Below are 24,916 nucleotides of genomic sequence, written 5' to 3'. Positions count from 1 at the left end.
TGATGGGAACAGATGCATTAGCTTGAAAAGAGATCAAACTTCGCCTAGCCCAATAGGTCATAAATAAAATCAAAAAAATATATATAAAATATGTCAAAAACATATATATCTACACATAAAAACATTACAAAATTTTATTCCAAACAATTTCCCACATTGCAATATTTTTTGAGATAATACATTCATGTGCTTCTTTTAATTGCTCACGAACAAGCTGATTCTCTTCCATCAAAAGTAAAGAATCGATCGTTGATAGAGCATTTTTACCTTGATCAACATTTATTAATTTACTTGTCAAACCAAAATCACCAAACAATTCTTTATATTTATGACTCCAACTTGTAGCAACGCAAGGGACCCCAGTATTTAAAGCATTCACGATCCCATGATAACGTGAACTAATTAGGAAATAACACTGAGAAATAACACCTTTAATTTCTAATGCATTTAATCCTGTTACTATTTCTATTTTTGAATCAAGTAAAGAGTTCACATCATTACATAAACTCAAATCCAATTCACCCTCGTGATTTAACATAAATACATTATATCCCTTTGCTTTAACATGTTCTATTATACTACACAGAAAATGGATATAATCATTTGCATGTGTCGAAGTTTTCTTTATCATTTGATAATTTGGTATTACTCCTACAGCTCCTTGCAAATAAGCATATTTCTCAGGGAGCACACTGGATACTAATGCTGTAAAATCAGGAAACAATACTATTTTATCATAATCAATTTGAACTTCTTTCAAATAATTTAAAGACACTTTATCTCTCACAAAAATAACATCAACATAAGTATTCAAAATAGCTGCTATTTTCTTACCAATATCCGTTTTAAAAGGTCCATAGGCTTGAGGAAGTAAGATTATTTTAGTTCCATTTTTCTTTAACCTCGAATAATATCTCTCAAGTTGTTTTAAATCAGTATTAGTGATAAAAAATTGATCTGAAAATTGAAATCCACCTGCATCAATAACGACATCGATTCCTGATAATGCATAACGAAGAGAAAAAATATTATATGAAAAATTAATTCGACGCAATATACTCTGGACATGAAAAGGCTCTAAAAACTCACCCCACCCTATTCCATTTCTTTTTTTCACCTTCCCATTAAAAAAACTAGGAACCTTCCCAATTCCATTATACAATAAATCAACATCAGGTAATTTTTGAATTACCTCATTTACAATAGCATAAAGCATTAACTCAGCTCCTTTATTAATTACCCCAGTTCCATCTATCTGAATTCTCATTTCAATTTACAAATTAATTTAATAAATAATACACATTTCTGCTTCAGTAGATATACCAATAATTTCAATTGTAACACCCTTATAATATAAAAAGAAGAATGTCTTTCAAGTAACAAATAATTTCTTATTATCCGCTTTAATTTTACATCTTGAGTCTGACTTTTTAAAGAAAGTAATCTCTGCATATAAACAGGAATATTCCAACCTTTTTTCCTATATATGTATAAAACGTCTTTTGTTTGTCTTTCTTTTCTAGTAATTGCCTGCCCACGAATCACGTCCTCAATTGAACTATATCGTATATTAATTTTTTGCATTTCTTGCATTTCTTGTATTATTCTTTTCCCTACATCAGAACGAACCATAACTAAAGACTCTCCATATTGAAGATCGGCCCCTTTCATTCCCCAAGGATCACCACACACTAAATCCGCTAACAAATTCAATTTATTATGACATAAATAACACCTTGGAGATGTCAAAAAATCTTTCATTATATGTCGTTGAATTGCAGGAACAACTGTTTGTGTCCCATTTTCATATTGTATCACAATGGGAGCATCTTTATAAGAATAAAATTTCCCATTAACCATGATATTTTTTTTTCTAAAGAATATTTTCTTATCTAATTTAAGACCTTTTTTGTCATAAAGTAGAACATCACATATTGTACTAGAAAGCACTTTATCACAAATCAAACCGATCTTATATTTTATATTTACATAAAAACCATTAGTCTGTAAAGAAATAAGTCCATCAATATGACACCCAGTACCAACAATTGCAACACTTTTATATATCGAAATAGTATTCAAGATTGACAACACATCTACTGGTATATAACAACTTCCTTGAAAATCGAGCAATTGTTCTTTCTTTTCTACAACATAAGCAGAAGCTTTCGTAATTTTACCAACATCCATTTTACATACAATTGCAGCATCTATTTTTTGGGTTTCAAATAAAAACCATAATATTTCCGTAACAAGTCCGCCACTTTGAGAATTATTATATACAACCTTATTCAAGGATTTCCCTATATAAGTATCTATAACCGTCCCCAAAAAAAGATCCGATTGATTATATGGAAGTTTCTCATTAAAATTTGGACAAACTCTAAAACATTGCCCACATTTTATGCATAAATTATCATTTATTTTGGCATACAATCTTCCAATATTGGTTTTCTCTATAGATATACAACTTTTACAACACACTGTCGTACAAGCTCCACACCCTGTACACAAATTGCTACCTACAATGTCTTTTATTGTTTTTCTATTCATGAGTTATCTATGCAAAAAATACCGCACGATACGACTTTTAACCAATTTAGCTTTAAATACAATAAGTTCAAATCGAAAAGGTTTGTGTAAAAAATAGGCAAAAACAGGTATTCTTATGTGATTACACTTAAAATTTTGATAAATTTCTTTATAAAAAATTTGATTTCTCCTAGAACGTAACATAAATGCAATATAATAAACTCGATTCTTTAAATACATACTTTTATCAAATGTTTTAGGTAAACAATCAATCTTACCTAAAGAGTCAAATGCCAACAAAGTCCGTACACATTTTTCACATTTACCACAATTATATGGAGGATTACCTGATGTACAAACATATAAAGAATCACAAATTTGTGGTTTTTGTATCAACATACTAATTTTTTCTATTCTTTTCATTGTTGTGCAAGAAGAAATAAATTCAATATTATTTGTTGAAATACATTTCAATAGAAAAATATCATAATAAGCAGAGTCATCAAAATTTGCCTCAAAATTATACACAGAATATCCAGATGCATAATAGTAACGTTTAAAATATTTCTGAAAAAGGAGTATGCAAGAACAAGTTAAAAAGGTATGAGCCGTAAGAAATTTATACTTAGTTAATGACGCAATATTTGAATCAACAGTAAGAAAATGATAACCATTATTTAAAGAGAAATCCTCTGATTGTTTTACGTATTTATTATAAAGCCTTGAACTATTATCTTCTATTCCATAATATCCTGTATTCAATAATGTAAGCGTATCTATTTTATAATTAGGACACAACTCGTTAACACCATGATATACAATTGTACTCAATGAATCAACTCCACATGAAATACCCGTCCCAACATACTTAGAATCATATTTACCTGCAAAAAGCGGAGCTTCTATCTCTATAAAAAATAATCCATTATTAATATGAGTTAAAAATGGAATTAAATACTTTACCAAAGAAAAATAAAGAGATTCACTAATAGGTATTTCGCTAATAATCTTATGCTTTTTACTCATTGCATAAATTAAAATTCCTACGATATAAGCATCTGCAAGATTATAGGTTAAGTAATCCTGCATTCTATTGTCAACAATATACCATAATTTTTTTTCAGTTTGATCCTCTTTTATTGTAACTTCAATTTTAGAATTACCTTCCACAATTGTACACAAAGGTGATTTTATAGTAAGCATTAAAATCTATTTTTAATAAATAACTTTATCTTGGATTTAATTAATCTCTTTTCATCTAAACTAAATCCTAATATCCAACAACAAAAAAACACAACCAATAAATTCAAAAAGACAGAGGAAAAGAAAATACTCCATTTGTCTACAAATTTAATATAGAAATTTATTGCAAAATGAATAAAAAATGACAATAATATACAAGCTAATCCAACAATAATAATTCGAACTAACACATTCTTCATATACATAAAAATATCAAAATCATAGTATTTATGTAAGATCAGCAACCTAAAAAAGAGGCCAAGTACATTTACAAATATACTTATAAGAAAAGCATAATATGAAGGATAACCCAATACAAAAGCCACAAAAGAAAAAATAAAAACCGAAATAAAACAAAGACTAACCACTATTTGGTAAAATTTTATTCTTCCACTCGCTTGAGTTATTGTTCCCAACGGAATAAATAATATATTAATCAATGAATCTATTATTATTAACCTTGTAAATATCAATGTATTATCAGGAACATCATGTAACCAAATTTGTAAAACAAATTTGGTATTTGCTAACACGGGGAGTGCTAATAATAAAAGTAGAAAAAAAGAATATTTAGTTGCACCATACACTAAATGTGTCATGTCAACAATGTTACCCTTGGAATACAACTTCATAATTTGTGGTTGAACAGCTGTCATAAAATTTTGAATAAAAGCTAATATTGCACCTTGTAATTGATAAGCAATCCCTCTTGCAGCATTACAAATCGGACCAAAAAAAATATTTAACAATACATTTATTCCTTGAGTATTTAAAGCACTAGCCAGCGTTCCCGTAAGCATCCAACCTGAAAATGAAAAAATTTTATTCAATAACCTTTTATCCTTTACAAAATGAAATTTACATTCCTCAAAATGGGATCTACAATAAATCACATATAAACAACGAATTAGAAAAGATATTAATAACAACAGAAATGCATACAATATCAATTTGTCTACCATTACATAGATTAAAAGAAAAGCTGTAAATAATTTCAACAAAACTTCTATTATTGAAATATATGCAAATATACTCATTTGTTCATGAGCAATAATAGCAGCATTATAAGGAGTACTTAAAATATTTATTATAAATGTAAATATCGAAAATTGATAAACCCATATAGCAGCATCTATTCTATCTACAGGTATCGTTAATTGAGTTTTTACAAACCACAATCCTACCGTTTCCGCAATAACCAAAATAATCACAACAATAATAAAATAACTGAATACTGAAGTCGAAAATACTTTATTTAAACTTTCAATATCACCACACGCCATTTCTACATTAAAAAAACGTTGAGTTGCTATCGATAAAGAATTATTAAAAAAAGCAAGCATAGCTACAACTCCACCGACCACATTATAAATTCCATAATCTTCAGCACCTAACGTATTTAATACTACACGAGAAATATAAAGAGTTACTCCCATTGTTATTAACATTCTAAAATACAACATTAATGTATTTTTGGCTATTCTCTTACCATTCTCAATTTTCATTATACAAAATATTTATCTTGATTCAATGAATTATATTTCAAGTAAAATCACAAATTAAATTTTATACCCCAAAAACATCATACCTTTTTTCTATTCCCGTAACAAAATCAAAAATTCTTTTACACGCATTCCCATCTCCATAAGGATTTACAGCTTCGCTCATTATTCCATAATAATTTTGATCTTCTAGTAAACGGGAAACCTCCTCCACTATTCTATTAAAATCCGTTCCAACCAATTTCACGGTTCCTGCCTCCAATGCCTCTGGACGTTCCGTTGTATTCCTCATAACTAGAACAGGTTTTCCTAATCCTGGAGCTTCTTCTTGAATTCCACCACTATCAGTCAACACAATTGTTGATTTCTCCATCAAGTACACAAAACTCAAATACTCCAATGGTTCAATAAAAAACATATTCTTTAGATCAGATAAATCTTCTCCAAACACTTCATGTATCGGCTTTCTTACATTCGGATTTAAATGCATCGGGTAAACAAAATCCACATCCGGATATTTTTCGACCAATGCTTTTATAGCTTTACAGATATTAATAAAACCTTCACCAAAATTCTCTCTTCTGTGTCCCGTTATCAATACCAATTTCTTACCTTCATTTAAACGATCCACATCATACCCTGCTTTGATCAAAGAACAATTCAATCCGAAATCTAGTGTTTTATCATTTTTTATCCGTTCAACTACCATATACAAGGCATCAATAACCGTGTTCCCTGTTATCGTAATTTTTTCATCACAAACACCTTCATCTAACAAATTTTGACGACTTAAAGGCGTCGGAGAAAAATGGTAAGTTGCGATTCGTCCTGTTATCTGACGATTCATTTCCTCCGGCCAAGGGCTATAGATATCATGAGTACGTAAACCTGCCTCTACGTGACCTACCGGTATCTGTTGATAAAATGCAGCCAAAGCCGCTGCCGTTGACGTTGTTGTATCTCCATGTACTAAAACAATGTCAGGATTAGTTTCTTTTAAAACATCACGCATTCCTGTTAAAACCCGTGCCGTCACATCATATAAATCCTGTCCTTGTTTCATGATATTCAAATCATAATCAGGAGTAATCTCGAATATATGAAGTACTTGATCCAACATTTCCCGATGTTGTCCCGTCACGCAAACAATTGTTTGAAATTGTTCCAGATATTTTTGGAATTCCTTCACCAGAGGAGCCATTTTAATCGCTTCCGGACGAGTTCCAAAAACTAACATTATTTTTTTCATCAAAACAATCTATTTCTTATAAATACCACAAAAATCAAGAATCACTTTCTGATCTGTCCATGACAAAGTCTTGAACACATCATGAGCGACCAACATCACGACAATATCTGCCCGATCATAAGCTTCCTTGTAATCAGTCAATTTAAACACTTTATGTTCTTGTACGTTAGGTTCAACGACAAGAATATCCGCATTACTACAGGACTGCATCACTTTAGTTGTAATATATTTTGCAGGAGATTCTCGTAAGTCATCGATATTCGGTTTGAAAGCCAACCCCATCATGGCAATGATCGGTTTACGATGATGCTTTAACTCGAATTTCAACATCTCGTTTTGTACTTTTTCCGCACACCAGAATGCCTTGTAATTATTTATTTCCCGGGCATTAGCTATAATTTTAGATTCCATCGGGAAATCCGCTGTTATAAAGTAAGGATCAACAGCTATACAATGTCCCCCAACGCCACAACCGGGTTGAAGAATATTTACACGAGGATGCTTGTTAGCCAAGTTAATCAATTCCCACACGTTGATTCCCGCTTTATCACAAATCAAGGATAACTCATTTGCAAAAGCGATCTGCACATCCCGAGAAGAATTTTCTGTCAACTTACACATTTCAGCTGTACGAGCATTTGTTCTATGTAAGGTTCCTTGAACAAATTGTGAATAAAACTCAATAGCCTTATTTGTTGACTCTTCATCAATTCCCCCAATTACCCGATCATTATGTACTAATTCATAAATCACGTTTCCCGGCAATACTCGTTCCGGGCAATAAGCTATATATATTTTATCTTTTAATTCCGGTCGTTCACCATAAATCAACTCCCTCATTTTTTCTGTTGTTCCAATGGGGGAAGTGGACTCTATCACATACAAGTCACCAGCTTTTAATAGAGGTAATACAGAGCGAGTGGCAGCCTCCACGTAAGAAATATCTGGCTCATGATTTCCTTTAAAAGGAGTGGGAACAACCATAAAATAAGCCTCACAAACTTCCGGTTTCAAAGAAGCTTTTAAATTCCCCGTTTTTACAACTTCTTGCAAATATGCCTCCAATCCCGGTTCCACAATATGGAGTTTTCCTTGATTTGTCAACTCGACAACACCAGGATTTATATCCACCCCGGTAACTTTAATACCATGTTTTGCGGCAATAATAGCCGTGGGCAGACCAATATAGCCTAACCCCATGAAACAAGCTTTCATAAATTATTTTAAATTAATATATTCTTTTGTTGCTAATACATCAAAACATGAAGAAACACACCTCAAATCCTGCCCCTCAATCTTTAGCCCAACCAAAAGGTTATTCCCAACAAGATTCATATCTCCTAATTGCATCTCCTTCCTCTTTTCCTCAATTATATTCTCATAAAACTCCTCTGCCTGAAGCCACTTCCATACATTCAATTGTTCTAGATCTTTAGAAACTTTTTTCACACAACTTTCCCATTCCATCATTATCTCCTTTGCCAACCTTGCACATTCCTCCTCCCCCGTGAAATAATAACAACTACACAACAACCGACACATCTCCGGCGTTCGACAAGGTAATACAATCTCATCGCTACCCTCCAGTGATATTATCCCATAAGCTGCATCTAAAGCTATATCCAGGAAATCCATGTCGGAATAAGTCAAATAAGTTTCCATCAAGTCGGCAATATGTCCAACTCGATCTTCCAATGCAATAGATGGATCTTGTATCAGATCAGCTAATTCTCCCGCTATTTCACGAATCCGTTCATGGATATCCCATTGGCTACCATACACGTCTTCCAACCACGGGTTTACTCGCACGATGGAATAGATTGAGATATACCCATGCAATAAACCGGACAACGCAGATGGAGGGAAATCTCCAATTGGGATGACCGATACTTTTTTGTACAAATCATTAAGATTCATCGCCACTATCTCTATTTAATTTTTTCTAGGAATGATCCCGGAATGTAAGAGGTTGCCACAGAAACGACCCCTTCCAGGCGCACTATTACGCGTTTATGCCCCTTTATGCGGAGCAATTCTCCTTCAAGCCCTATTAGCGGACCTTTGATTACTCTTACCCGATCACCTCGCTTCAACTCTTCGTTAATCACCTCCACGGTGGAATCTGAAAAGTCAAGCAAGAACATGAAATCACGCATTTGCTTATCGGGAACAATCAACAAATGACGAGTTTCTAAATCTTTCAGGTAAACGACGTTTAAACCATGTTCATTCAGTAACGAGAAAGCTGTTGTTTGATCCGTTCGAATAAAAATCAAATGAGGGATCAAGATTACCCGCACGTTTTTCCTACCGGAAGAAGTTTCACGAACTTCATCACGCATGGGGAGATAATTTTCTATCTCCAAGTGCTCTAACCGCTTTTTAATCGTCAATTCCTGATTGATTTTAGTGTACGCCGCATACCAATGCAATGTTCTCGTACCCTCTGACATATTTATAGTTTGTGAAATCTGGAAATTCTCGTGATTGATTAATAAAAAATTTATATATCACGATTGACGTAGATACGCTTCGCGCACTAACCTTTAGAATCAGGCTTAACTTTTTATGCCCATGTGCCTCACGCACCATCCTTAAACAGGTACAGCACGTAAAAACTGTCTTTTGGAAGAATCATATTCATTCCCACGCAAATAATCTGATTTTACTGATTCTAGACTGTTGATCTAAAAAAACGATCGATTGATGATATTAACATATTTAATAATTTTTCATTTTGGGCAAATATGTCAACCTCCTGATGGTTAAAAAGAAAAAAAATATCTGCATTCCATTTGTAAGCATGAAAAATTAGTATATTTGCAACGCAATAATCGATCGTTTATTAACACAATAAACATTTCAATATCAATCCCTTTTTATCATCCTACTTTTCTTTGGACAAATCTTTTGTTTCCTATTGGTACACAAACTTTAACACACATAAAAAACAGATGAGAGTATCTACGATTATTCCCTCATCCGTCACAATTTCTTAATTAAATATCCAATCTCACGTTAACCGGAAATTCCCCGAACCCGAAAAGCGTATACTATCCACAGAACCAAAGAAATAATGATAATCTTCCTGTAGTCACGAAATATAGTCCAATTTGTCCTACAACACCATTATGAGATTGAGCTGGTATTTTGTTTTTAAGCAACAACGCAGAAGCCATATATATATATAAACGGCATAATACTTATCCCTTATCTTAATTATCTATGACAGTAATTATTGTAATTTGAATTATATAAAAAACCTGAAAACGACAAAATTCATTTTCAGGTTCCTGTACTCATGCTACTCATCTCAATAATTCTCTACCAGTAATTCAAAGAATCCTTGCGGATGGAGACAAGCCGGACAAACTTTAGGAGCCGTGGGGCCCTCGTGGACATACCCGCATTTGCGACAATACCATTTTACCGTTTTCGGGCGTTCAAAAAGGATACCATCCTGCAAGTTCGACAAGAGTTTCCGATACCTTGTTTCATGATTTCTTTCCGCCTCGATAATCATACGGTACATCACGGAAATATCCTTAAATCCCTCCTCTTCGGCCACTTTAGCAAATTCCGGATACAAGTGATGCCACTCGTCATACTCACCCTCCGCGGCCTCAACCAGATTACTGGCCGTGTCCAAAATAACCCCAGCAGGATACGCGGCAGTGATCTCCAACATTCCGCCTTCTAAACGGCTGAAGAAACGTTTCGCATGCATCTCTTCTTGCAAAGCGGTCTCGTAAAATATGCCCGCTATCTGTTCGTACCCCTCTTTTTTCGCTACTTCAGAGAAAAAAGTATACCGATTTTTTGCCTGTGATTCTCCGGCAAATGATTTTAAAAGATTGGCCTCTGTTAAAGTACCCTTTACACTTTTGTTCATGGTTTTTCCTTTTTCTTACGGGAAAAGGACGTCTTAAGTTACAAGCTATGTAGATCCGAACCTGTAACCGGCCAACCTGCAACCTGTAACCACTACCCATCAAGAAAACTTGATGGTAGTATAAATACCCCACATTTTAAGCATTTCTCTCCTTTAGTTGCAAAATATTAAGATATACTTTTGTATGCAAAAGAATTATGACGAGTAATTTTTCCATATAGAGTTAGTTATGTCAGAGATTTTAAAAAAGTTACAAAAAGATATTCATTTCATCGAAGGGCTGAATAGCTGTATGAATTGCGGGGTATGCACGGCAATTTGTCCGGCAGCCGAATTCTATAACTATGACCCGCGAGTGATCGTGGAAACCGTACAACGGGGGAATGAAGAAGAGATCGAAGAGTTGTTGAAAAGCAACACGATCTGGTATTGCGGGGAATGTATGTCTTGTAAAACTCGTTGTCCGCGCTGCAACACGCCGGGCCTCGTGATCATGGCATTAAGAAAAGCATCCCAGGAATTGGGATATTTTGTCTATTCGGAAAAAGGACGTCAGCAATACGCGCTAAAACACGTGATCGGAGAATCCATCCTCAAAAGAGGATATTGCGTTACTCCCGACCTGGTGAAACCGGAAATGCACCCGGAGCAAGGACCCGTGTGGGAATGGATATACGAGCATCTGGATGACGTGTACGAACGTATGCACTCGAACTACCGTCAACCGGGAGCCGGGGCATTACGGGAAGTGGATTCGGAAAGTATGGATGAATTGCGGAAAATTTTCGATGTCACCGGGGGAACTGAATTCTTGGAAAAAATTGACAGTTGCTCCCAACACGTGGCCGACGAAGAGAAAGTTGATCTGGAAGAGGCTTATTTCCTGAAAACATACATGGAAAACAGCGGGAAACACCAGTAGAAAGATAAAAGTTTAAAACGAATTCAAGCAATTAACAGGAACTAAAATAGCGAGATGAATTTAGAGGGTAAACAACAGATATGGAAAGATTATCAGAAAGAGATAGCCGATGATCACTATTTTTACGCGAGAAGTTGTATTCGCCAGACTTTCTTCCCGGGGTCGGAATGGGCTTACCTGGATATTATGAAGAATAAACTGGCGAAAGATGTTATTGATGATCCGCGACACACAACTTGCACCGGGATCGGTTATCATTCGGACATCGTTCCGGCAGAAACAATCATGACGGTAGTCGCCCGTCATTTTGCCCTCATGACCGAGGCCGGGTACGAAAACATGACCCCCTCTTGTATCACATCTTTCGGTATTTACACCGAGATATTGGAGACATGGCACCACCACCCGGAAGTCGAAGAAAAAATCAGAGAATTCCTTTGGAAAGCCACCAAACGGGAATTTAAAAAACCTAGAAATCTTGCTCACACATCAGACATAATCTATAAGTTCAGAAACGAGATCGCTGCCCAGGCAAAATACAAGCTGGTGGACGTTCACACGGGAAGACCTCTCCGGGGGGTGGATCACATCGGGTGTCATTACTCGAAAATGTTCCCCACGAAAGGAATTGGGGGAGCCGAATTTCCGGCCGTGTTATCCGGTATGATTTATGCCTGGGGCGGCGATGTAATCGATTACCCGGAAAGAAGACATTGTTGCGGTTTCGGTTTTCGCCAGTATCTCGTGATGGCCAACCGGGGATATTCCGTGGCCAACTCGAAAAAGAAATTTGAATCCATGCAACCTTACGAACCCGACTTTATCGTGGCAAACTGTCCGGGGTGCGCCATGTTCATGGACAAATGGCAATACACGATCAGCGAGATGGAAGGAACCACCTACGGACAGGACGGCTACGGTATTCCCGTGCTGACTTACGAGGAACTCACAGCTCTCGTTCTGGGGTATGACCCGTGGGAAATCGGGTTGCAGATGCACCAGGTTTCAGTGGAACCCCTGCTGGATAAAATGGGCATCCCGTATGACCCGGAAGCAAAATTCAAAAACATCCGGGGAGAAGACATCGGGGCCCCGAAATGCCCCACGTACCTGAGAGTGTCAAAATTATAATGTTAAACCACAAAATTGGAAAAAGAACCATGAAGTCATTCATTTTCAACTTTCAATTTTCAATTTTCAATTAATATATGGCAAAAGTCATCATCATCGGAGGAGGTCCGGCAGGTTGCGAAGCCGCGCATCAACTGGCAAGTCAAGGAATCGACGTGGAATTAGTCGAGAAAAACAACGAAACCGGCGGTAACTTGAACAATTGGTACCAATTGTTTCCAGACCGGAAATCCGCCAAGGATCTGAACGATATATTAAAACAAAACCTGAATCACCCGAAAATTCAGTTACACTTGGGCATGGAACCCCGGAAAATCGAGAAGAACAAAGAGGGTAGATTTCTTGTACCTCTCAGCGACGGCAGCCTGCTTGAAGGCGATTCCTTGCTAGTCTCCACGGGATTCAAAATTTTCGATGCCCGCCGGAAGGAAGAATATGGTTACGGGATATATGAAAACGTGATCACCTCCGTGGAACTGGAGAATATGTTCTACAACCACTCGATCAGAATGGCAAACGGGAATACCCCCAAACGCATCGGGATCATCCATTGCGTGGGTTCCCGTGACGAAAAGGTATGCAACTACCATTGCTCCAAACTCTGTTGTATCACCGGGGTAAAGCAAGCCATTGAACTTCGGGAACTATTACCCGACACGGAAATCTTCTGTTTCTACATGGATATGCGTATGTTCGGACCGGGTTACGAGGAAATGTACCGGGATGCACAGGAAAAATATAATATCAAATTCGTGCGGGGCAGATTGTCCGAGGCCGCTGAAAACATGAACAAGCAATTACAGATCAAGGTGGAAGACACGCTTGTCGGGAAACCCTTACGCATGACGCTTGATATGATGATCCTGTTGGTCGGTATGGAATCCTCGGAAGGCAGTCGCCAAATGGCAGACACGCTAGGCTTGAACTTGGCTCCCAATGGTTTCATCAAATCCCAAGACCCGCACTATCGTAACAACAACACGAATGTCGAAGGCGTTTTCGTGGCCGGATGCGGAAGTGCCCCGATGAACCTGACCGACACGCTGGCCGATGCCCGTTCGGCAGCCATGAACATTATAGAATACGTGAAACTTAAAAAGATTTTGTGATTGTCGATTCCAGGATTCAGTGATTAAAAAGAGCGTTGGATAGAGGGGAAAAATCAATGAATCGGAAATCACTAAATCAAGAAATTAATAGGATTTAAAATTAAGAGATGATCAATTTTTGGGGTTATAGCATATCGGAAACACGGAGTATCAATTATGATACGAACGACAAATCCATGACGGAACATATCGCACGTGTGGTTCCCAGTAGCAAGTTGTGCATTGGCTGTGGCGGATGTACGGCAGGATGCACGGCAGGAAATCTCACGGACTTTAACATCCGGAAGATACAGATGCTCATGAAGAGAGGCGAAAATAAAGAGGCGAAAGAGCAATTACAGAAATGTATGTTGTGCGGAAAATGCATGTTGGTCTGCCCAAGAGGCGTGGAAACCCGAAAGATGATTTTAGAAATGCTCAACTATATAAAAACAAAATTGAAAAGCTGAAATGACCGGCCCCGTTCCCCTCATTTTCAATTTTCAATCTTCAATTTTCAATTATTATGCAGCAATACGAATACACGAACAAAATATATTACGATCACTTTGTCCTGCCGTTCACAATCGGGCTGGTCGTGCTACTGGGATACTTGTGCGTGAAATACTACAAGTGGATCAAAAGCTTTCCGAAAGAAGAACGTAAAAAAATCCGCAAAGGCTTGTTCAGTCTTAAAACCATTCGTTCCGGCTGGGAAATTTTCCGGGAAAGTTTGTTGCATCATAATATATTCAAGACGAACCCGATGCTGGGATACATGCACATGACCTTTGCTTTCGGATGGTTCTTATTGATCGTTGTCGGGAAAATCGAATCCATGGTTTACCATACCAGTGCTTTCAACCCACCTTATTTTGCAATCTTCTTCCGTTATTTCCATCCGGCAAAAGAGACGTTCCCGTACAGCGAGTTTTTCGCGTTCTTGATGGACTTGATACTGACATTCCTGTTAATCGGGATCTTACTGGCTGTCACCAAACGTTTCTGTTCCCGTATTTTCGGCATGAAGAAGACCACGAAACAACGGGCTTACGATTTGCTTATACTAACCGTACTCTGGCTTATTTTCCCCGTACGTTTTCTGGCAGAAAGTTTCACTAGCGGTCTGAACGGAGGCGGTAGTTTCCTCACGCATAATGCGGGGGACTTTTTCAGCGAATTTCTACCCTTGGAAAGTTTATCTTATCCTGCCTGGTGGCTCTACTCCTCCTTGCTTGGACTATTCTTCCTGCTATTACCATTTTCCCGGTACATGCATATCCCGACTGAAATGGTCTATATCTTCTTGAAAAACTGGGGAGTAAAACAAGGCAAAGAATATAACGGATTCAGTGAAATACAGGTCAATTCCTGCTCCCGTTGCGGAATATGTATCAATACCTGTCAATTGAACACGTCCTGTAATATAAATGACACGCAACCCGTCTATTTTCTCCGTCGCCTGCGCAATCGAGAGGAATACGCCCAACAAGCAGAAGACTGCCTGATGTGCGGACGTTGCGAGAATTCATGTCCCGTGGGTATCAACCTGAATGCGATCCGCCAAAGTAAAAGACCAGATATATTGAGAGTTACGAAAGACACGTATGCTTATGTTCCCCAACCGGAAGTGAAACCCGCTAAAGTCGCTTATTTTGCCGGATGTATGAGTCATCTTACCCCGGGCATTATAAAATCCATGCAACAGATTTTTGAGAAGGCAAAAGCAGACTACACGTTCATTGATGAACAAGCCGGAGTTTGTTGCGGGCGTCCGTTAGCTCTTTCCGGGAATTGGAAAGCGGCACAAGTGGTCATGGATAAAAACCTGCAAATGATTGATGCCTCACAGGCTGATATATTGGTTACCTCCTGCCCGATTTGTTACAAAACGTTCAAGGAAGATTACCTGTTGAATATAAAAGTCATGCACCACACGGAATATATCGATATGCTGATTCAGGAGGGGCAATTAAAGGTCAACGCCCTGGATCTGAAAACCGTGTTCCATAACCCGTGTGAACTGGGAAGAGGTTGCGGTGTCGTTGACGCCCCCGAAAGCGTATTGAAACAAGTAAGCCAGAAAATCCCGACAGCCTATGATGGGAAAAAATCACTCTGTTGCGGGGGTAGCTTGGCAAATACGGCCATTGATTCCACGCAAAAAACGAAAATTAGTAGTGATACAGTGAAAGCATACGCGGCATACCAGCCGGACGTTATTGTCTCGGCCTGTCCGCTATGTAAAAAAACATTGGGTAAAACCTCACCGGAAATCCCGGTAAAAGATATTGCAGAACTGGTTGCAGAAGCCTAAAATAAAAACGGGATTCACATAAAAATAGTGAATCCCGTTTTTTATTTCTCAACTAAAGAAAAAACTTAATCTTCAAGTTCCGCTTTTACTCCTTCAATCTGTTCCACGTTCAAATCGCTCTCATTACTATTTGTGGCAATATCATAATGTGGAAGCGGGTTTTTCTGTAACTCGATATTTTGTTCCCGATGCACGCAAACATCCATCGCCAAATAAAGAGCATTACGAAGTCCTTGTTCATCACCCAGATTCTGACCTACAATATCATAATGAGGATCGGTTAAAGACATTGAACAGATCACGGGTAACCCGGCAATATAACAAGCGGCACTTTCCTCATCCACGGACTTAAATGCCACAACCCCCTGATCGTAATACATGGCGAGAACAGCATCAAATTTCTCGTACATTCTCTCCGAGAAGAAACGCTCGGCAGAGAATGGGCCAATGGCCATAATTCCCTCTTCTCGGGCTCGTTCAATCGCCGGAATAATAACATTCACCTCTTCATCCCCATTCTGACCGCAATTTACCTGTGGGTTTAGCCCCAGAACAGCAATCTTTGGTTTCAAAATAGTAAAATCCTGACGCAAAGTATCATCCAGCAAGGTCAATTTCTTGAAGATATTCTTTTGTGTAACCTGATGCGGCACATCCCGTAATTTAACCTGTTCGGTCACGAAACCCATCTTTATCTTTTCGCTCACCAAGATGGACATAATATCCGCGGTATTATAACGCTTACCCAAATATTCCACCAAAGACCCGGCCTCTTCCGTGAAGAATGCATTCGGTCCCTGGGGAGCCAGCGTCAACACATCAATCTCGTCCCGATCCAAGTGGTCCAAGGCATATTTCAAGGCTATCATGGTAGCCTGATCCGATTCGGGAGTCTCTTTTCCAAGATCAACCTTCACGTTATCATCCACGCAATTGATGATATTGGATCGTTTCCCGTTAGCCTCACCCGGCTCACGAATCGTGTTTAAACTGAAGTTTTCAATATTTAATACCTTCCGGTAGTAGGCGGCCACTTTAGGCGACCCGTATAGGATAGGAACACACAACTCACAAATCCGATTCTCTGCCAACAATTTTATGATCAACTCATAAGATATTCCGTTTACATCCCCGTGCGTGATTCCTACATTTAATCTGTTTTCCATAGTTTATTTCATTTCATACTATGGACAAAGATAGTAAGATTTTGTGTAAAAAATAATAGAATGACGTGCAATAACATCTACAAATGACGACATCAACGTTCCGGCCAGAAAAAGAGGAAGGAGGTTGACTTAAAAGTTCTGTATTTGTTTACTAACTACCCCTCCAACTCCCCCTTACACAGGGGGAGAGCTGATTACCAATCGCTTTCCCCTCCCGTGTAAGGAGAGGCTAGGGAGGTAGTCATTTTAAACAGGATTTTTGAGTCTACCTCATCCCTCGACCTTCCTACTTATCGTTTATTCTCCGAATACTTCCTTCAACTTCGCATCTATCGGTTCAGATTCCCCCACTGCACGTACAACAATTTTCCCATCACCATCAATCAACACTTTAGTCGGGAATGCCGTGATGGCATAGTCCTTCACCACGTCACATTTATCCTTTCCCTCGTTATTCAGGATCTGAGTCCACGTCATACCATCTTCCTCGATAGCTTGCAACCATATTTCACGAGCTTTGGAACCGTTTTCCGTGGCAATATTAATGACTACCAAACCTTTATCCCGATATTTTGCCTCAATTTCTTTCAAGTGAGGATGTGAATCCCGACAAGGACTACACCAGGAACCCCAGAAATCCAGCAGCACATATTTCCCCCTGTAATCCGACAAGCGTATGGTATTTCCATCCTTATCCACTTTTTCGAAATCCGGGGCAATAGCACCTACTTCTGTACGCAAGGCAATGTCAATGGCTCCTTGCATCTCCTTACCCAAAGGCATTTCCCGCAAGGCTTGATCAAAAGCTGCAAAAGTAGCCGCGTAATCCTTTAAAGTGAAATCATTACGCATTCCATTTAAAAGATACATGGCCGCGTAACTGGACGGATTCCCTTTGATAAAACGGATTTTTTCTTCTTTCTCTTTTTCAGCTAAAGTCATCCGTTGTTCGCCTAAAGCAACCTTCTCCTCCTCTGTTACCCCTTCTGCATACGATTTACGCAACAACTCAAACATCTCGTGTTCCAAAGGCAATGTTTTGGCATACAACTTCATCAAGTCATTGTTCCACGCTCCACCTTTCCATTGCAATTCGGGCCAACGGGCATTATCCATGTTAATTTCCAATTTCGTTCCCGGCTCCATGAACAACGTGACACTCGGTCCGGGTACAACTCCCATACCCGACGGGATAATATTATGCGGGTCTCGCGATACGAGAGAGGCAACAATCGGTTCCTGCAATTTCTTCCGGTAACTCAATTTTCCATTTTCCACCCGGATCGTGTCCAATATAAAATTACCGTTCGTTTGATAGGCACAAATCAAAACCTCCTTCGGATAAGAACTGATTGTTCCCGTGATCACAAACTCGTCTTTCTGAATGGAATTGCACCCTGCCAACAGGGCTACAATTCCAAGTAAAAATACCACTTTCATCATTTATTATTTTTAATTTTATCCAACTTCCCGTGAATACGTGCAGCAATGGCATCATTCCCTGCCGGCATTTTATCCAGCGCCTTTTCTATTTGCCAAAGAGCCTCTTTCTGGTATCCCATCTTGTACAACACCTCGGCCAACGTTTCATAGCAAGTGAAATTACCGAACAGCGTAATAGCCTCCAATGCCCACGTCATAGCCTTATTCAGCAATTTTTGATCATCCGAGAGACGGGCAACATTAGCCGCAAGATCACGGAAATTAAATGCCAATGAAGCAGACTCATTGATACCGGCAAACTGAATCGTAAAGGCCAATTGTTCCGGGGTCTGAGATGCAAGTCCTGATGCATCCTTGATTAATCCCTGCAAGAATTGCATGTATTTTTCCTGATCCCGTTTCAAACAATCTTTTTCCTCTTCAAAAAGAATATCCGCATGTTTCTCTGCCAATTCCTCGAATCTCGTCTTGTCATCAATAGCGGCATAGTATCCGGAACGACTTTTCACTTCCTCGTTCGCCACATTCACTCCCAACTTCCCATTCAGGAAAGCCATCACCTTCAGGTAGCTGTTAAAACGCTCTTCATTCTTCTCTTTCACGGCACGACGATAGGAATACGAACCCATGCTATAACCCAGAATCTCGGCCATCTTTTGATCTTGCATACCCGTCACCTCACGAATACGATCCCAATTCTTCATGACAAAATCAGCGCATGCCCCTCCGGCATTTAGCTTATTCTCATAATCGAATAACTCTTTCAAGAATGTGGTATCCATCAAATTTTTCTCTTTCTCGATACTCACGTATTGATCAAAAATATCCGCATTATCCAATTTCGCCCGGTTACGCTTGGCAATGTATCCTTTCACGAAAGATGCGTTATTCTTTTTCTTAGCGTAGAGCGCTTCCCACTCTTCAATTGTCCGCTTGTCAGAGAACTCAGCCAAAGCGATCTTTCCCTCTTCAATAAACTTTTCTGCAGGCATATACGCTCCGGAACGGTAAAACAATTTCCCGTTTCCATCCACGTACAAATAAGTAGGGAATGACATAATCTGGTATGTTTTTGCCACTTCCACACCATCCCCTTTCTCGCAATCCAGTTTATAACAAATGAAATTAGCATTATAAAAATCCCCAACTTCCTTCAACGGGAATATCTCGCTCACCATCTTTTTACAGGGACCGCACCAGCTTGTATAATTATCCACGAACACCAATTTGTTTTCCTTCTTGGCAATCTCCAGGATTTCTTTCCAGCTACCTTCACGAAACTGAATACCCTGTGCCAGCAACGACATGGTGAATCCACACAGTATTACAACACTCAGAACTAATTTTTTCATCATATACCTTACTTTTTATTTTAATAATCATTCTGTACTAACTTATCATTCAATTGCAACTCCTCGGCAGGAATCAAACATACCGTCCGACGGGATGTTTTAGGATCTATCTCATTATATTGCGCTCCCGTGTAGTTACTATAAGACACGGACACTTCCTCCCGTTTCATCGTCACGCCATTACGTACATAATCATAGTACGTCAGAGCCTCAAAAGCCAGTTCCCGACGACGTTCCGTGAATATTTCTTCAAACAGGTTATCTCCGCTTAATCCCGATAGTTCCTCCAAACCTGCCCGGTCACGAATCTCATTCAAATCCCGTAAGGCCTTTGTATCCTCTCCCAGTTTAGCGTAAGCCTCTGCCCTGTTCAAGACCACCTCTCCGGCACGGATAAACACGGAAGGACAAATGAAAGAGTAGTAATCAGCAAAGGCATTATCCGCACCTCCATTGTATTTCGTTGTACTGAAACGTCCCGCATGTCGTATGGAAGGTTCCGTAAAATACTGCCACCGCAAGTCGTTTTCCTTATCCATGATTTTCTCGTAATCATGCGAAATCTCACAACAATACACACTAGTACTAGCCTCAGACTCGTAACCGCTCCAAGAATAATAATTATGAACCGCATTACCCACTCCACTAGGGAAATTACCCGTGAAGAAAGCGAATAAAATTTCCTTGTTCGTTTTCGGATTATCATACAAGTCTTTCAATTCCTCCCCTCGCAAAACCTCTACCACGTCATTTACCAAACTAAACGTTGAATCTGCATAAGCTACCGCCAAACGATTATATTCTTCATCGGGACTCTCCGGTAATCCGCCCATATACAAATACACGCGCGACAACATACCAAATGATGCCACTTTATTAGCAAACGTACGATCCGAACGTTCATCCGGCAAACAAGATGCCGCTAATCTGAAATCTGCAACGGCCTGTTCGAAACACTCCCGTACGGTATTACGAGGTAACATTTCCGCAGTAGCCTCTACATCCAACGGAATACCCAGATTCACATCCGGATTATCCCAGAAAGGACGTCCGAATACATTCGTGGCATTGAAAATCATCAACCCGCGTAAGAAAGCATTTTCCCCTTTCAAACGAATCAAATCACGCTTCTCATCCGGGTTCACCGTTTCCCCGTATAACTTATCAATAGCAATTATATTACGAGATGCTCCCAGTATCAATTGCTGACTTTTCGCCCACAACGCCCAAGCATATGACTGGGACTTCTGATCACTATTCAAGAAGAAATGGGCATCCGGAGCCCGCAAATAATCAGGAGAAGTCATAAAACCACTCTGGGCCGGGAAAGCCTCCGCGAAGATGACATTATTTCCCCGAAATTCACCCAACACATGATAACTACCGTGATAATGGTGTGCCTCTGAATACCCTCCGGCCTGCATCAAAAATTGTCCGTACAACCCCGAAGTGGCATTCACTATATTATTGAAACTACCCAGATAACTATCCGCCTCTGCCATATTATGCGGACGCATTTCATCAAGCCGTCCGTTACAAGCAAACAAGAATAGAGCTCCGATAAGTAAATATCTCTTTTTCATAACTTTCTACCGTTAAAATGTAACATTCAAACCAAATATAAAACGTCTTGGTGCTGCCCAACCGCCCACATTCTCCGGATCCATTCCAGCAAAGTATTTAGAAGCAAACGTATAGACATTGTCACAACTAAAGCTCAAGGCCGCAGACTGTACACAGATTTTTTTCATCCATTGTTGCGGGAAATTATACGTCAGCCGGATGTTCGATATTCTCAGATGACTGGCATCCGTGTAACAGAAAGAAGTCTCGCTATTCAGCTCTTGCACGAAAGCCGGATCGGCATTTACCATCGGAATATCAGCTTTATCGCCCGTTTTTTCCCATATTTTCAATCCGGAAGGCACTTTATGGAGATTTGACGAAGTCCATGACGTTCCTGACGTATATTCAGCCAGCACACTATTATACACTTTGTAATCCAAACTATACGTGGTATGCAAGTACAACTCCCAATTCTTATAGGTAAACGTGTTTGTAAAACCACCCCAATAAGGCGCACGCGACAAACCGATATTCACGTAACTCAGCTCCCCGTTACCAAGTACGGCTTCCGACAGAGAACCCACGATATTCGTACTACCGTCTTCTTCCACCCGAGCATATTGAGCAAAACCGGTCTCCGGGTCAACTCCCGTAACTTTCACTTTCTTCAACTCGTCAATATTATCCCCTTCATAGAAGGTTTTGTAACCGCTACGAGTCAATTTTTCCTGATCCAATTTAGTCAACTCATTATTATTATAACTGAACGTCAATGTCGTAAACCAGTTAAATTCTTCCCCTTTCACCGTGTGCGTGTTCAACACCAATTCCACTCCCCGGTTCTCCATCTCTCCCACATTCTGGTACTGTCTTCCCACGCCATTTGCAGCCGGCAGAGTCGTACTCATAATCAAATCGCTATTCCGCCGTTTATACCAATCCGCAGACAATGAAATACGGTTATTCAATAACGCCACATCCACCCCAATATTCAGATTATATGCTGTTTCCCATGACAACTGATCATTCCCCAACTGGTTAATGGTTGCCCCGTAAGCCGATTGATAAGCCGGATGATCCCGGTAATAGTCAAACGTCGTGTTACTTGTACTATAAAGCGTGTAGTTCAGATAATCCATTCCCGCCTCTTTACCTGACGTACCATAACTCATTCTCAATTTCAGGTTAGACACCACGTCCTGACGTGCCATAAAAGCTTCCCGAGAAACAAGCCATGATCCACTAAAGGAATAGAACGTTCCATAACGATTGTCCTTACCGAAATTCGTTGAACCGTCTGTACGGAAAGAAACCGAAGCCATGTATTTACCTGCATAATTATAGTTTACCTCCGAGAATACAGAGAAACTACCGGACTCCCGCTCTGCACCTGTCGGAATCACAGCCGGATTCGTTTTATCCCCTTGTTTCGAAAAACCACCTACGTTACGTTCTCCGGCAATCATCTGGTCATACATTTCAATATGTGACGAACGAGTGTGACGTTCATACCATTCCTGACCTACCAAACCACTCAGGTTATGCTCACCGAAACTATGTTGTAATCGTAAAATATTTGATGTCAAAAAAGTCCAGCTCCGTTCATCATCCACCTTCAAAACACCGTTACTCATCTCATTACGGCTATGATTACCACTATAAGTACGACTATCCAAATAATCATTTGTATTGACATTCGTCAAAGTCAATGTATTTGTCGAAGAAAAAGACAACCATTTGAAAGGCTTCAATGTTGCAGAGAACGAACCGAACAGATTATTCTTCAAATCCGTCACGTTATTATATTTATTATCTTGCAACGGATTACTCAACGGAGTCGGGTCCATCGTGTAATTCTTCCAAGATTTGATGTTGTACTTCAACGTTCCATCCTCATTATAGGGAGTCACCCAAGGATGGTAACTTTCCATGGAATCATCATCGGAATTGGCTGTAATATTTTTCTCAAACGTTCCGCTCAGATTCACCCCAAACGATAAATATTTCATCACATCAAAATCCAACCGTAACTTGAACAAATGGCGTGTCAGATCATATCCAATCTGTGTACCCTCCTCATCATAATAGTTATATGAAAAATAATACTGGATCTTATCTCCACCACCGCGGATACTCATTGCCACATCCTTACTTAAACCGTTACGATAAACCAGATCTCTCCAATTAGTCGTTTTCGTTACGTCAAAATTATTATATAACGTTCCCAATGTATCCTGTATGAAAGTTTCCTGATTGGCATATTTTGCACGTAAACTCTCATTCGTATTCCACCAATTACGTAATGCCATCTTTCCATAATCCAGCAACTCCTGTGAATTCATATACTCCAATTTTCCAAAATTCGGAGTACTGATACCTAATTTCATATCCAGTGCTACTGTCATACGATCTTTTGCACCTTTTTTCGTTGTCACCACGATCACTCCCGTTGCGGCCCGGGAACCGTAAATAGCGGTAGAAGCAGCATCTTTCAACACCGTAATATCTGCAATATCCGATGGAGATACCACCCCGTTAATACTCGTGTAATCGGTGATCACACCATCTATCACGATCAATGGGAAAGAAGACGTCGTGGATAAAGAATTGGAACTATATAACGTTCCTGTACCGCGTAACAGCAAATCTCCGTCACTTCCCGGAACACCGCTACTACCCGTAATCTGCAATCCAGTCGTGTGTCCTTTTAAAGCGTTCATCAAACTACCACCCGTGGCCGATTGAGCGATATTCTTTCCCCGGAATTGTTGTACCGCACCGGTCATCTCGCTCACCTTTCGAGTCGAATACCCCGTAACGATCACCTCTTCCATCTGTTCCACGTCCTCCAAAAGAACCACATTAAGTACTTTCTGGCCTGAAAACTTCATCTCTTGCGATTTCATCCCCACGAAGGAGAACACGATCACCACGCCTTCTTTTGCCGGTACTTTGATCTCATATTTCCCGTCAATATTCGTGGCTGTACCCACTGACGTACCTTTTAACATCACCGTCACACCCGGTAAAGGCTTACCGCTTGCATCCTTTACCTGCCCTTTCACCACTTCCACGGTAGGTACAACAGGAACCGCTTTTGCACGTGTAACCACAACTACCTTATCCACCACCTCGTAGTTGTACCCATTCTCCCGCAACACGGCATCCAGAATTTTTTCAACCGTCGCATCCTTTAATTTTAACGTCACCACATCATCTACCCGAACAACACCTTTCCGGTAAACAAAATCATACCCAGCCTTCTCTTTCAGGTAATCCAACACGGCCCCAATCGTGCTGTTCGTGAAATCCACATCCAATTTCTTCCCTTGCGAGAAACCCGCCGCGCTGACCGTATTTATCACGCAAACGAGTAAAAATACCCTTAAACCCATAGCAATCAATTTTTGCGGCAATCTTATCCAATAGGGATTGCCCGTTCGTCGATTTTTTTTCATAACTTTGTAAAGCATTTAATTAAACATTCATCTGAGCCAACAGATGTTTATTTATG

Annotated in this window: 19 protein-coding genes; 5 read left to right on the top strand and 14 right to left on the bottom strand. The window is 39.4% G+C overall.

The window, feature by feature from the left end; genetic code table 11:
- Nucleotides 1-124: 124 nt before the first annotated feature.
- The 9 genes from F1644_RS19810 to rbr form a co-directional block, all read right to left on the bottom strand.
- Nucleotides 125-1,267 (bottom strand): polysaccharide pyruvyl transferase family protein, encoded by a 1,143-nt coding sequence (locus tag F1644_RS19810; RefSeq protein WP_168044234.1) that lies wholly within the window; start codon nucleotides 1,265-1,267, stop codon nucleotides 125-127.
- Nucleotides 1,264-2,553, bottom strand: a complete 1,290-nt coding sequence (locus F1644_RS19805) for a Coenzyme F420 hydrogenase/dehydrogenase, beta subunit C-terminal domain (RefSeq protein WP_168044232.1) — start codon at nucleotides 2,551-2,553, stop codon at nucleotides 1,264-1,266. Before F1644_RS19805 ends, F1644_RS19810 begins: the two co-directional genes overlap by 4 nt.
- A gap of 3 nt (nucleotides 2,554-2,556) precedes the next feature.
- Nucleotides 2,557-3,735 carry a hypothetical protein gene (locus F1644_RS19800; RefSeq protein WP_168044230.1) on the bottom strand — a complete coding sequence of 393 codons (1,179 nt, stop codon included), beginning with the start codon at nucleotides 3,733-3,735 and terminating at the stop codon, nucleotides 2,557-2,559.
- Entirely contained in the window at nucleotides 3,735-5,279 is a 1,545-nt protein-coding gene (locus F1644_RS19795; protein ID WP_168044228.1) for an oligosaccharide flippase family protein, read from the bottom strand. Before F1644_RS19795 ends, F1644_RS19800 begins: the two co-directional genes overlap by 1 nt.
- 61 nt (nucleotides 5,280-5,340) lie before the next feature.
- Complete coding sequence (gene wecB / locus F1644_RS19790) at nucleotides 5,341-6,525, bottom strand: non-hydrolyzing UDP-N-acetylglucosamine 2-epimerase (RefSeq protein ID WP_168044226.1); 1,185 nt, start codon at nucleotides 6,523-6,525, stop codon at nucleotides 5,341-5,343.
- Between the two features lie 9 nt (nucleotides 6,526-6,534).
- Nucleotides 6,535-7,740 (bottom strand): UDP-N-acetyl-D-mannosamine dehydrogenase, encoded by a 1,206-nt coding sequence (gene wecC, locus F1644_RS19785; RefSeq protein ID WP_168044224.1) that lies wholly within the window; start codon nucleotides 7,738-7,740, stop codon nucleotides 6,535-6,537.
- 3 nt (nucleotides 7,741-7,743) lie between these two features.
- Nucleotides 7,744-8,442, bottom strand: coding sequence for a hypothetical protein (locus F1644_RS19780; RefSeq protein ID WP_168044222.1), 699 nt, complete (start codon nucleotides 8,440-8,442; stop codon nucleotides 7,744-7,746).
- Between the two features lie 11 nt (nucleotides 8,443-8,453).
- Nucleotides 8,454-8,978, bottom strand: a complete 525-nt coding sequence (locus F1644_RS19775; RefSeq protein ID WP_168044220.1) for a UpxY family transcription antiterminator — start codon at nucleotides 8,976-8,978, stop codon at nucleotides 8,454-8,456.
- An 860-nt stretch (nucleotides 8,979-9,838) separates the two neighbouring features.
- Nucleotides 9,839-10,417 (bottom strand): rubrerythrin, encoded by a 579-nt coding sequence (gene rbr / locus F1644_RS19770; protein ID WP_087422450.1) that lies wholly within the window; start codon nucleotides 10,415-10,417, stop codon nucleotides 9,839-9,841.
- A 229-nt stretch (nucleotides 10,418-10,646) separates the two neighbouring features.
- Between rbr and F1644_RS19765 the strand changes: the two genes are divergently transcribed.
- The 5 genes from F1644_RS19765 (at nucleotide 10,647) to F1644_RS19745 (ending at nucleotide 15,875) form a co-directional block, all read left to right on the top strand.
- Nucleotides 10,647-11,339, top strand: a complete 693-nt coding sequence (locus F1644_RS19765) for a 4Fe-4S dicluster domain-containing protein (RefSeq protein ID WP_168044218.1) — start codon at nucleotides 10,647-10,649, stop codon at nucleotides 11,337-11,339.
- A 54-nt stretch (nucleotides 11,340-11,393) separates the two neighbouring features.
- A complete protein-coding gene (locus F1644_RS19760; RefSeq protein ID WP_027200984.1) occupies nucleotides 11,394-12,470 on the top strand; it encodes a CoB--CoM heterodisulfide reductase iron-sulfur subunit B family protein in 1,077 nt (358 codons plus the stop codon).
- A 77-nt stretch (nucleotides 12,471-12,547) separates the two neighbouring features.
- Nucleotides 12,548-13,579, top strand: coding sequence for an FAD-dependent oxidoreductase (locus F1644_RS19755; protein ID WP_168044216.1), 1,032 nt, complete (start codon nucleotides 12,548-12,550; stop codon nucleotides 13,577-13,579).
- 107 nt (nucleotides 13,580-13,686) lie between these two features.
- Nucleotides 13,687-14,028, top strand: a complete 342-nt coding sequence (locus F1644_RS19750) for a 4Fe-4S dicluster domain-containing protein (RefSeq protein ID WP_027200982.1) — start codon at nucleotides 13,687-13,689, stop codon at nucleotides 14,026-14,028.
- 56 nt (nucleotides 14,029-14,084) lie between these two features.
- Nucleotides 14,085-15,875, top strand: coding sequence for a (Fe-S)-binding protein (locus F1644_RS19745; protein WP_209279513.1), 1,791 nt, complete (start codon nucleotides 14,085-14,087; stop codon nucleotides 15,873-15,875).
- Between the two features lie 65 nt (nucleotides 15,876-15,940).
- Here the strand turns inward: F1644_RS19745 and F1644_RS19740 are convergent, their stop codons facing one another.
- From F1644_RS19740 to F1644_RS19720, 5 genes are all read right to left on the bottom strand, one after another.
- Nucleotides 15,941-17,041, bottom strand: a complete 1,101-nt coding sequence (locus F1644_RS19740) for a PdxA family dehydrogenase (RefSeq protein ID WP_087422453.1) — start codon at nucleotides 17,039-17,041, stop codon at nucleotides 15,941-15,943.
- 297 nt (nucleotides 17,042-17,338) lie between these two features.
- Nucleotides 17,339-18,481, bottom strand: coding sequence for a TlpA disulfide reductase family protein (locus F1644_RS19735; RefSeq protein WP_158572084.1), 1,143 nt, complete (start codon nucleotides 18,479-18,481; stop codon nucleotides 17,339-17,341).
- Nucleotides 18,481-19,839, bottom strand: a complete 1,359-nt coding sequence (locus F1644_RS19730) for a thioredoxin family protein (RefSeq protein ID WP_118304268.1) — start codon at nucleotides 19,837-19,839, stop codon at nucleotides 18,481-18,483. The genes F1644_RS19735 and F1644_RS19730 overlap by 1 nt, the downstream gene beginning before the upstream one ends.
- 17 nt (nucleotides 19,840-19,856) lie before the next feature.
- Nucleotides 19,857-21,419, bottom strand: a complete 1,563-nt coding sequence (locus F1644_RS19725; RefSeq protein ID WP_118304269.1) for a RagB/SusD family nutrient uptake outer membrane protein — start codon at nucleotides 21,417-21,419, stop codon at nucleotides 19,857-19,859.
- A 12-nt stretch (nucleotides 21,420-21,431) separates the two neighbouring features.
- On the bottom strand, nucleotides 21,432-24,860 hold the full coding sequence (locus F1644_RS19720; RefSeq protein ID WP_158572085.1) for a SusC/RagA family TonB-linked outer membrane protein: 3,429 nt from the start codon (nucleotides 24,858-24,860) through the stop codon (nucleotides 21,432-21,434).
- Nucleotides 24,861-24,916 lie beyond the last annotated feature (56 nt).

This window comes from Butyricimonas paravirosa (genome assembly GCF_032878955.1).
GTDB classification, from domain to species: domain Bacteria; phylum Bacteroidota; class Bacteroidia; order Bacteroidales; family Marinifilaceae; genus Butyricimonas; species Butyricimonas paravirosa.
This window is presented reverse-complemented; position numbering and strand designations above follow the sequence as displayed.

Bases quoted from the DNA above. Each gene is read 5' to 3' on its own strand.
- F1644_RS19795 (WP_168044228.1), bottom strand. From the start codon at position 5,279: ATGAAAATTGAGAATGGTAAGAGAATAGCCAAAAATACATTAATGTTG.
- F1644_RS19720 (WP_158572085.1), bottom strand. From the start codon at position 24,860: ATGAAAAAAAATCGACGAACGGGCAATCCCTATTGGATAAGATTGCCG.
- rbr (WP_087422450.1), bottom strand. From the start codon at position 10,417: ATGAACAAAAGTGTAAAGGGTACTTTAACAGAGGCCAATCTTTTAAAA.
- F1644_RS19780 (WP_168044222.1), bottom strand. From the start codon at position 8,442: ATGAATCTTAATGATTTGTACAAAAAAGTATCGGTCATCCCAATTGGA.
- wecC (WP_168044224.1), bottom strand. From the start codon at position 7,740: ATGAAAGCTTGTTTCATGGGGTTAGGCTATATTGGTCTGCCCACGGCT.
- wecB (WP_168044226.1), bottom strand. From the start codon at position 6,525: ATGAAAAAAATAATGTTAGTTTTTGGAACTCGTCCGGAAGCGATTAAA.
- F1644_RS19775 (WP_168044220.1), bottom strand. From the start codon at position 8,978: ATGTCAGAGGGTACGAGAACATTGCATTGGTATGCGGCGTACACTAAA.
- F1644_RS19765 (WP_168044218.1), top strand. From the start codon at position 10,647: ATGTCAGAGATTTTAAAAAAGTTACAAAAAGATATTCATTTCATCGAA.
- F1644_RS19730 (WP_118304268.1), bottom strand. From the start codon at position 19,839: ATGATGAAAAAATTAGTTCTGAGTGTTGTAATACTGTGTGGATTCACC.
- F1644_RS19800 (WP_168044230.1), bottom strand. From the start codon at position 3,735: ATGCTTACTATAAAATCACCTTTGTGTACAATTGTGGAAGGTAATTCT.
- F1644_RS19805 (WP_168044232.1), bottom strand. From the start codon at position 2,553: ATGAATAGAAAAACAATAAAAGACATTGTAGGTAGCAATTTGTGTACA.
- F1644_RS19735 (WP_158572084.1), bottom strand. From the start codon at position 18,481: ATGAAAGTGGTATTTTTACTTGGAATTGTAGCCCTGTTGGCAGGGTGC.
- F1644_RS19745 (WP_209279513.1), top strand. From the start codon at position 14,085: ATGCAGCAATACGAATACACGAACAAAATATATTACGATCACTTTGTC.
- F1644_RS19725 (WP_118304269.1), bottom strand. From the start codon at position 21,419: ATGAAAAAGAGATATTTACTTATCGGAGCTCTATTCTTGTTTGCTTGT.
- F1644_RS19810 (WP_168044234.1), bottom strand. From the start codon at position 1,267: ATGAGAATTCAGATAGATGGAACTGGGGTAATTAATAAAGGAGCTGAG.
- F1644_RS19750 (WP_027200982.1), top strand. From the start codon at position 13,687: ATGATCAATTTTTGGGGTTATAGCATATCGGAAACACGGAGTATCAAT.
- F1644_RS19760 (WP_027200984.1), top strand. From the start codon at position 11,394: ATGAATTTAGAGGGTAAACAACAGATATGGAAAGATTATCAGAAAGAG.
- F1644_RS19755 (WP_168044216.1), top strand. From the start codon at position 12,548: ATGGCAAAAGTCATCATCATCGGAGGAGGTCCGGCAGGTTGCGAAGCC.
- F1644_RS19740 (WP_087422453.1), bottom strand. From the start codon at position 17,041: ATGGAAAACAGATTAAATGTAGGAATCACGCACGGGGATGTAAACGGA.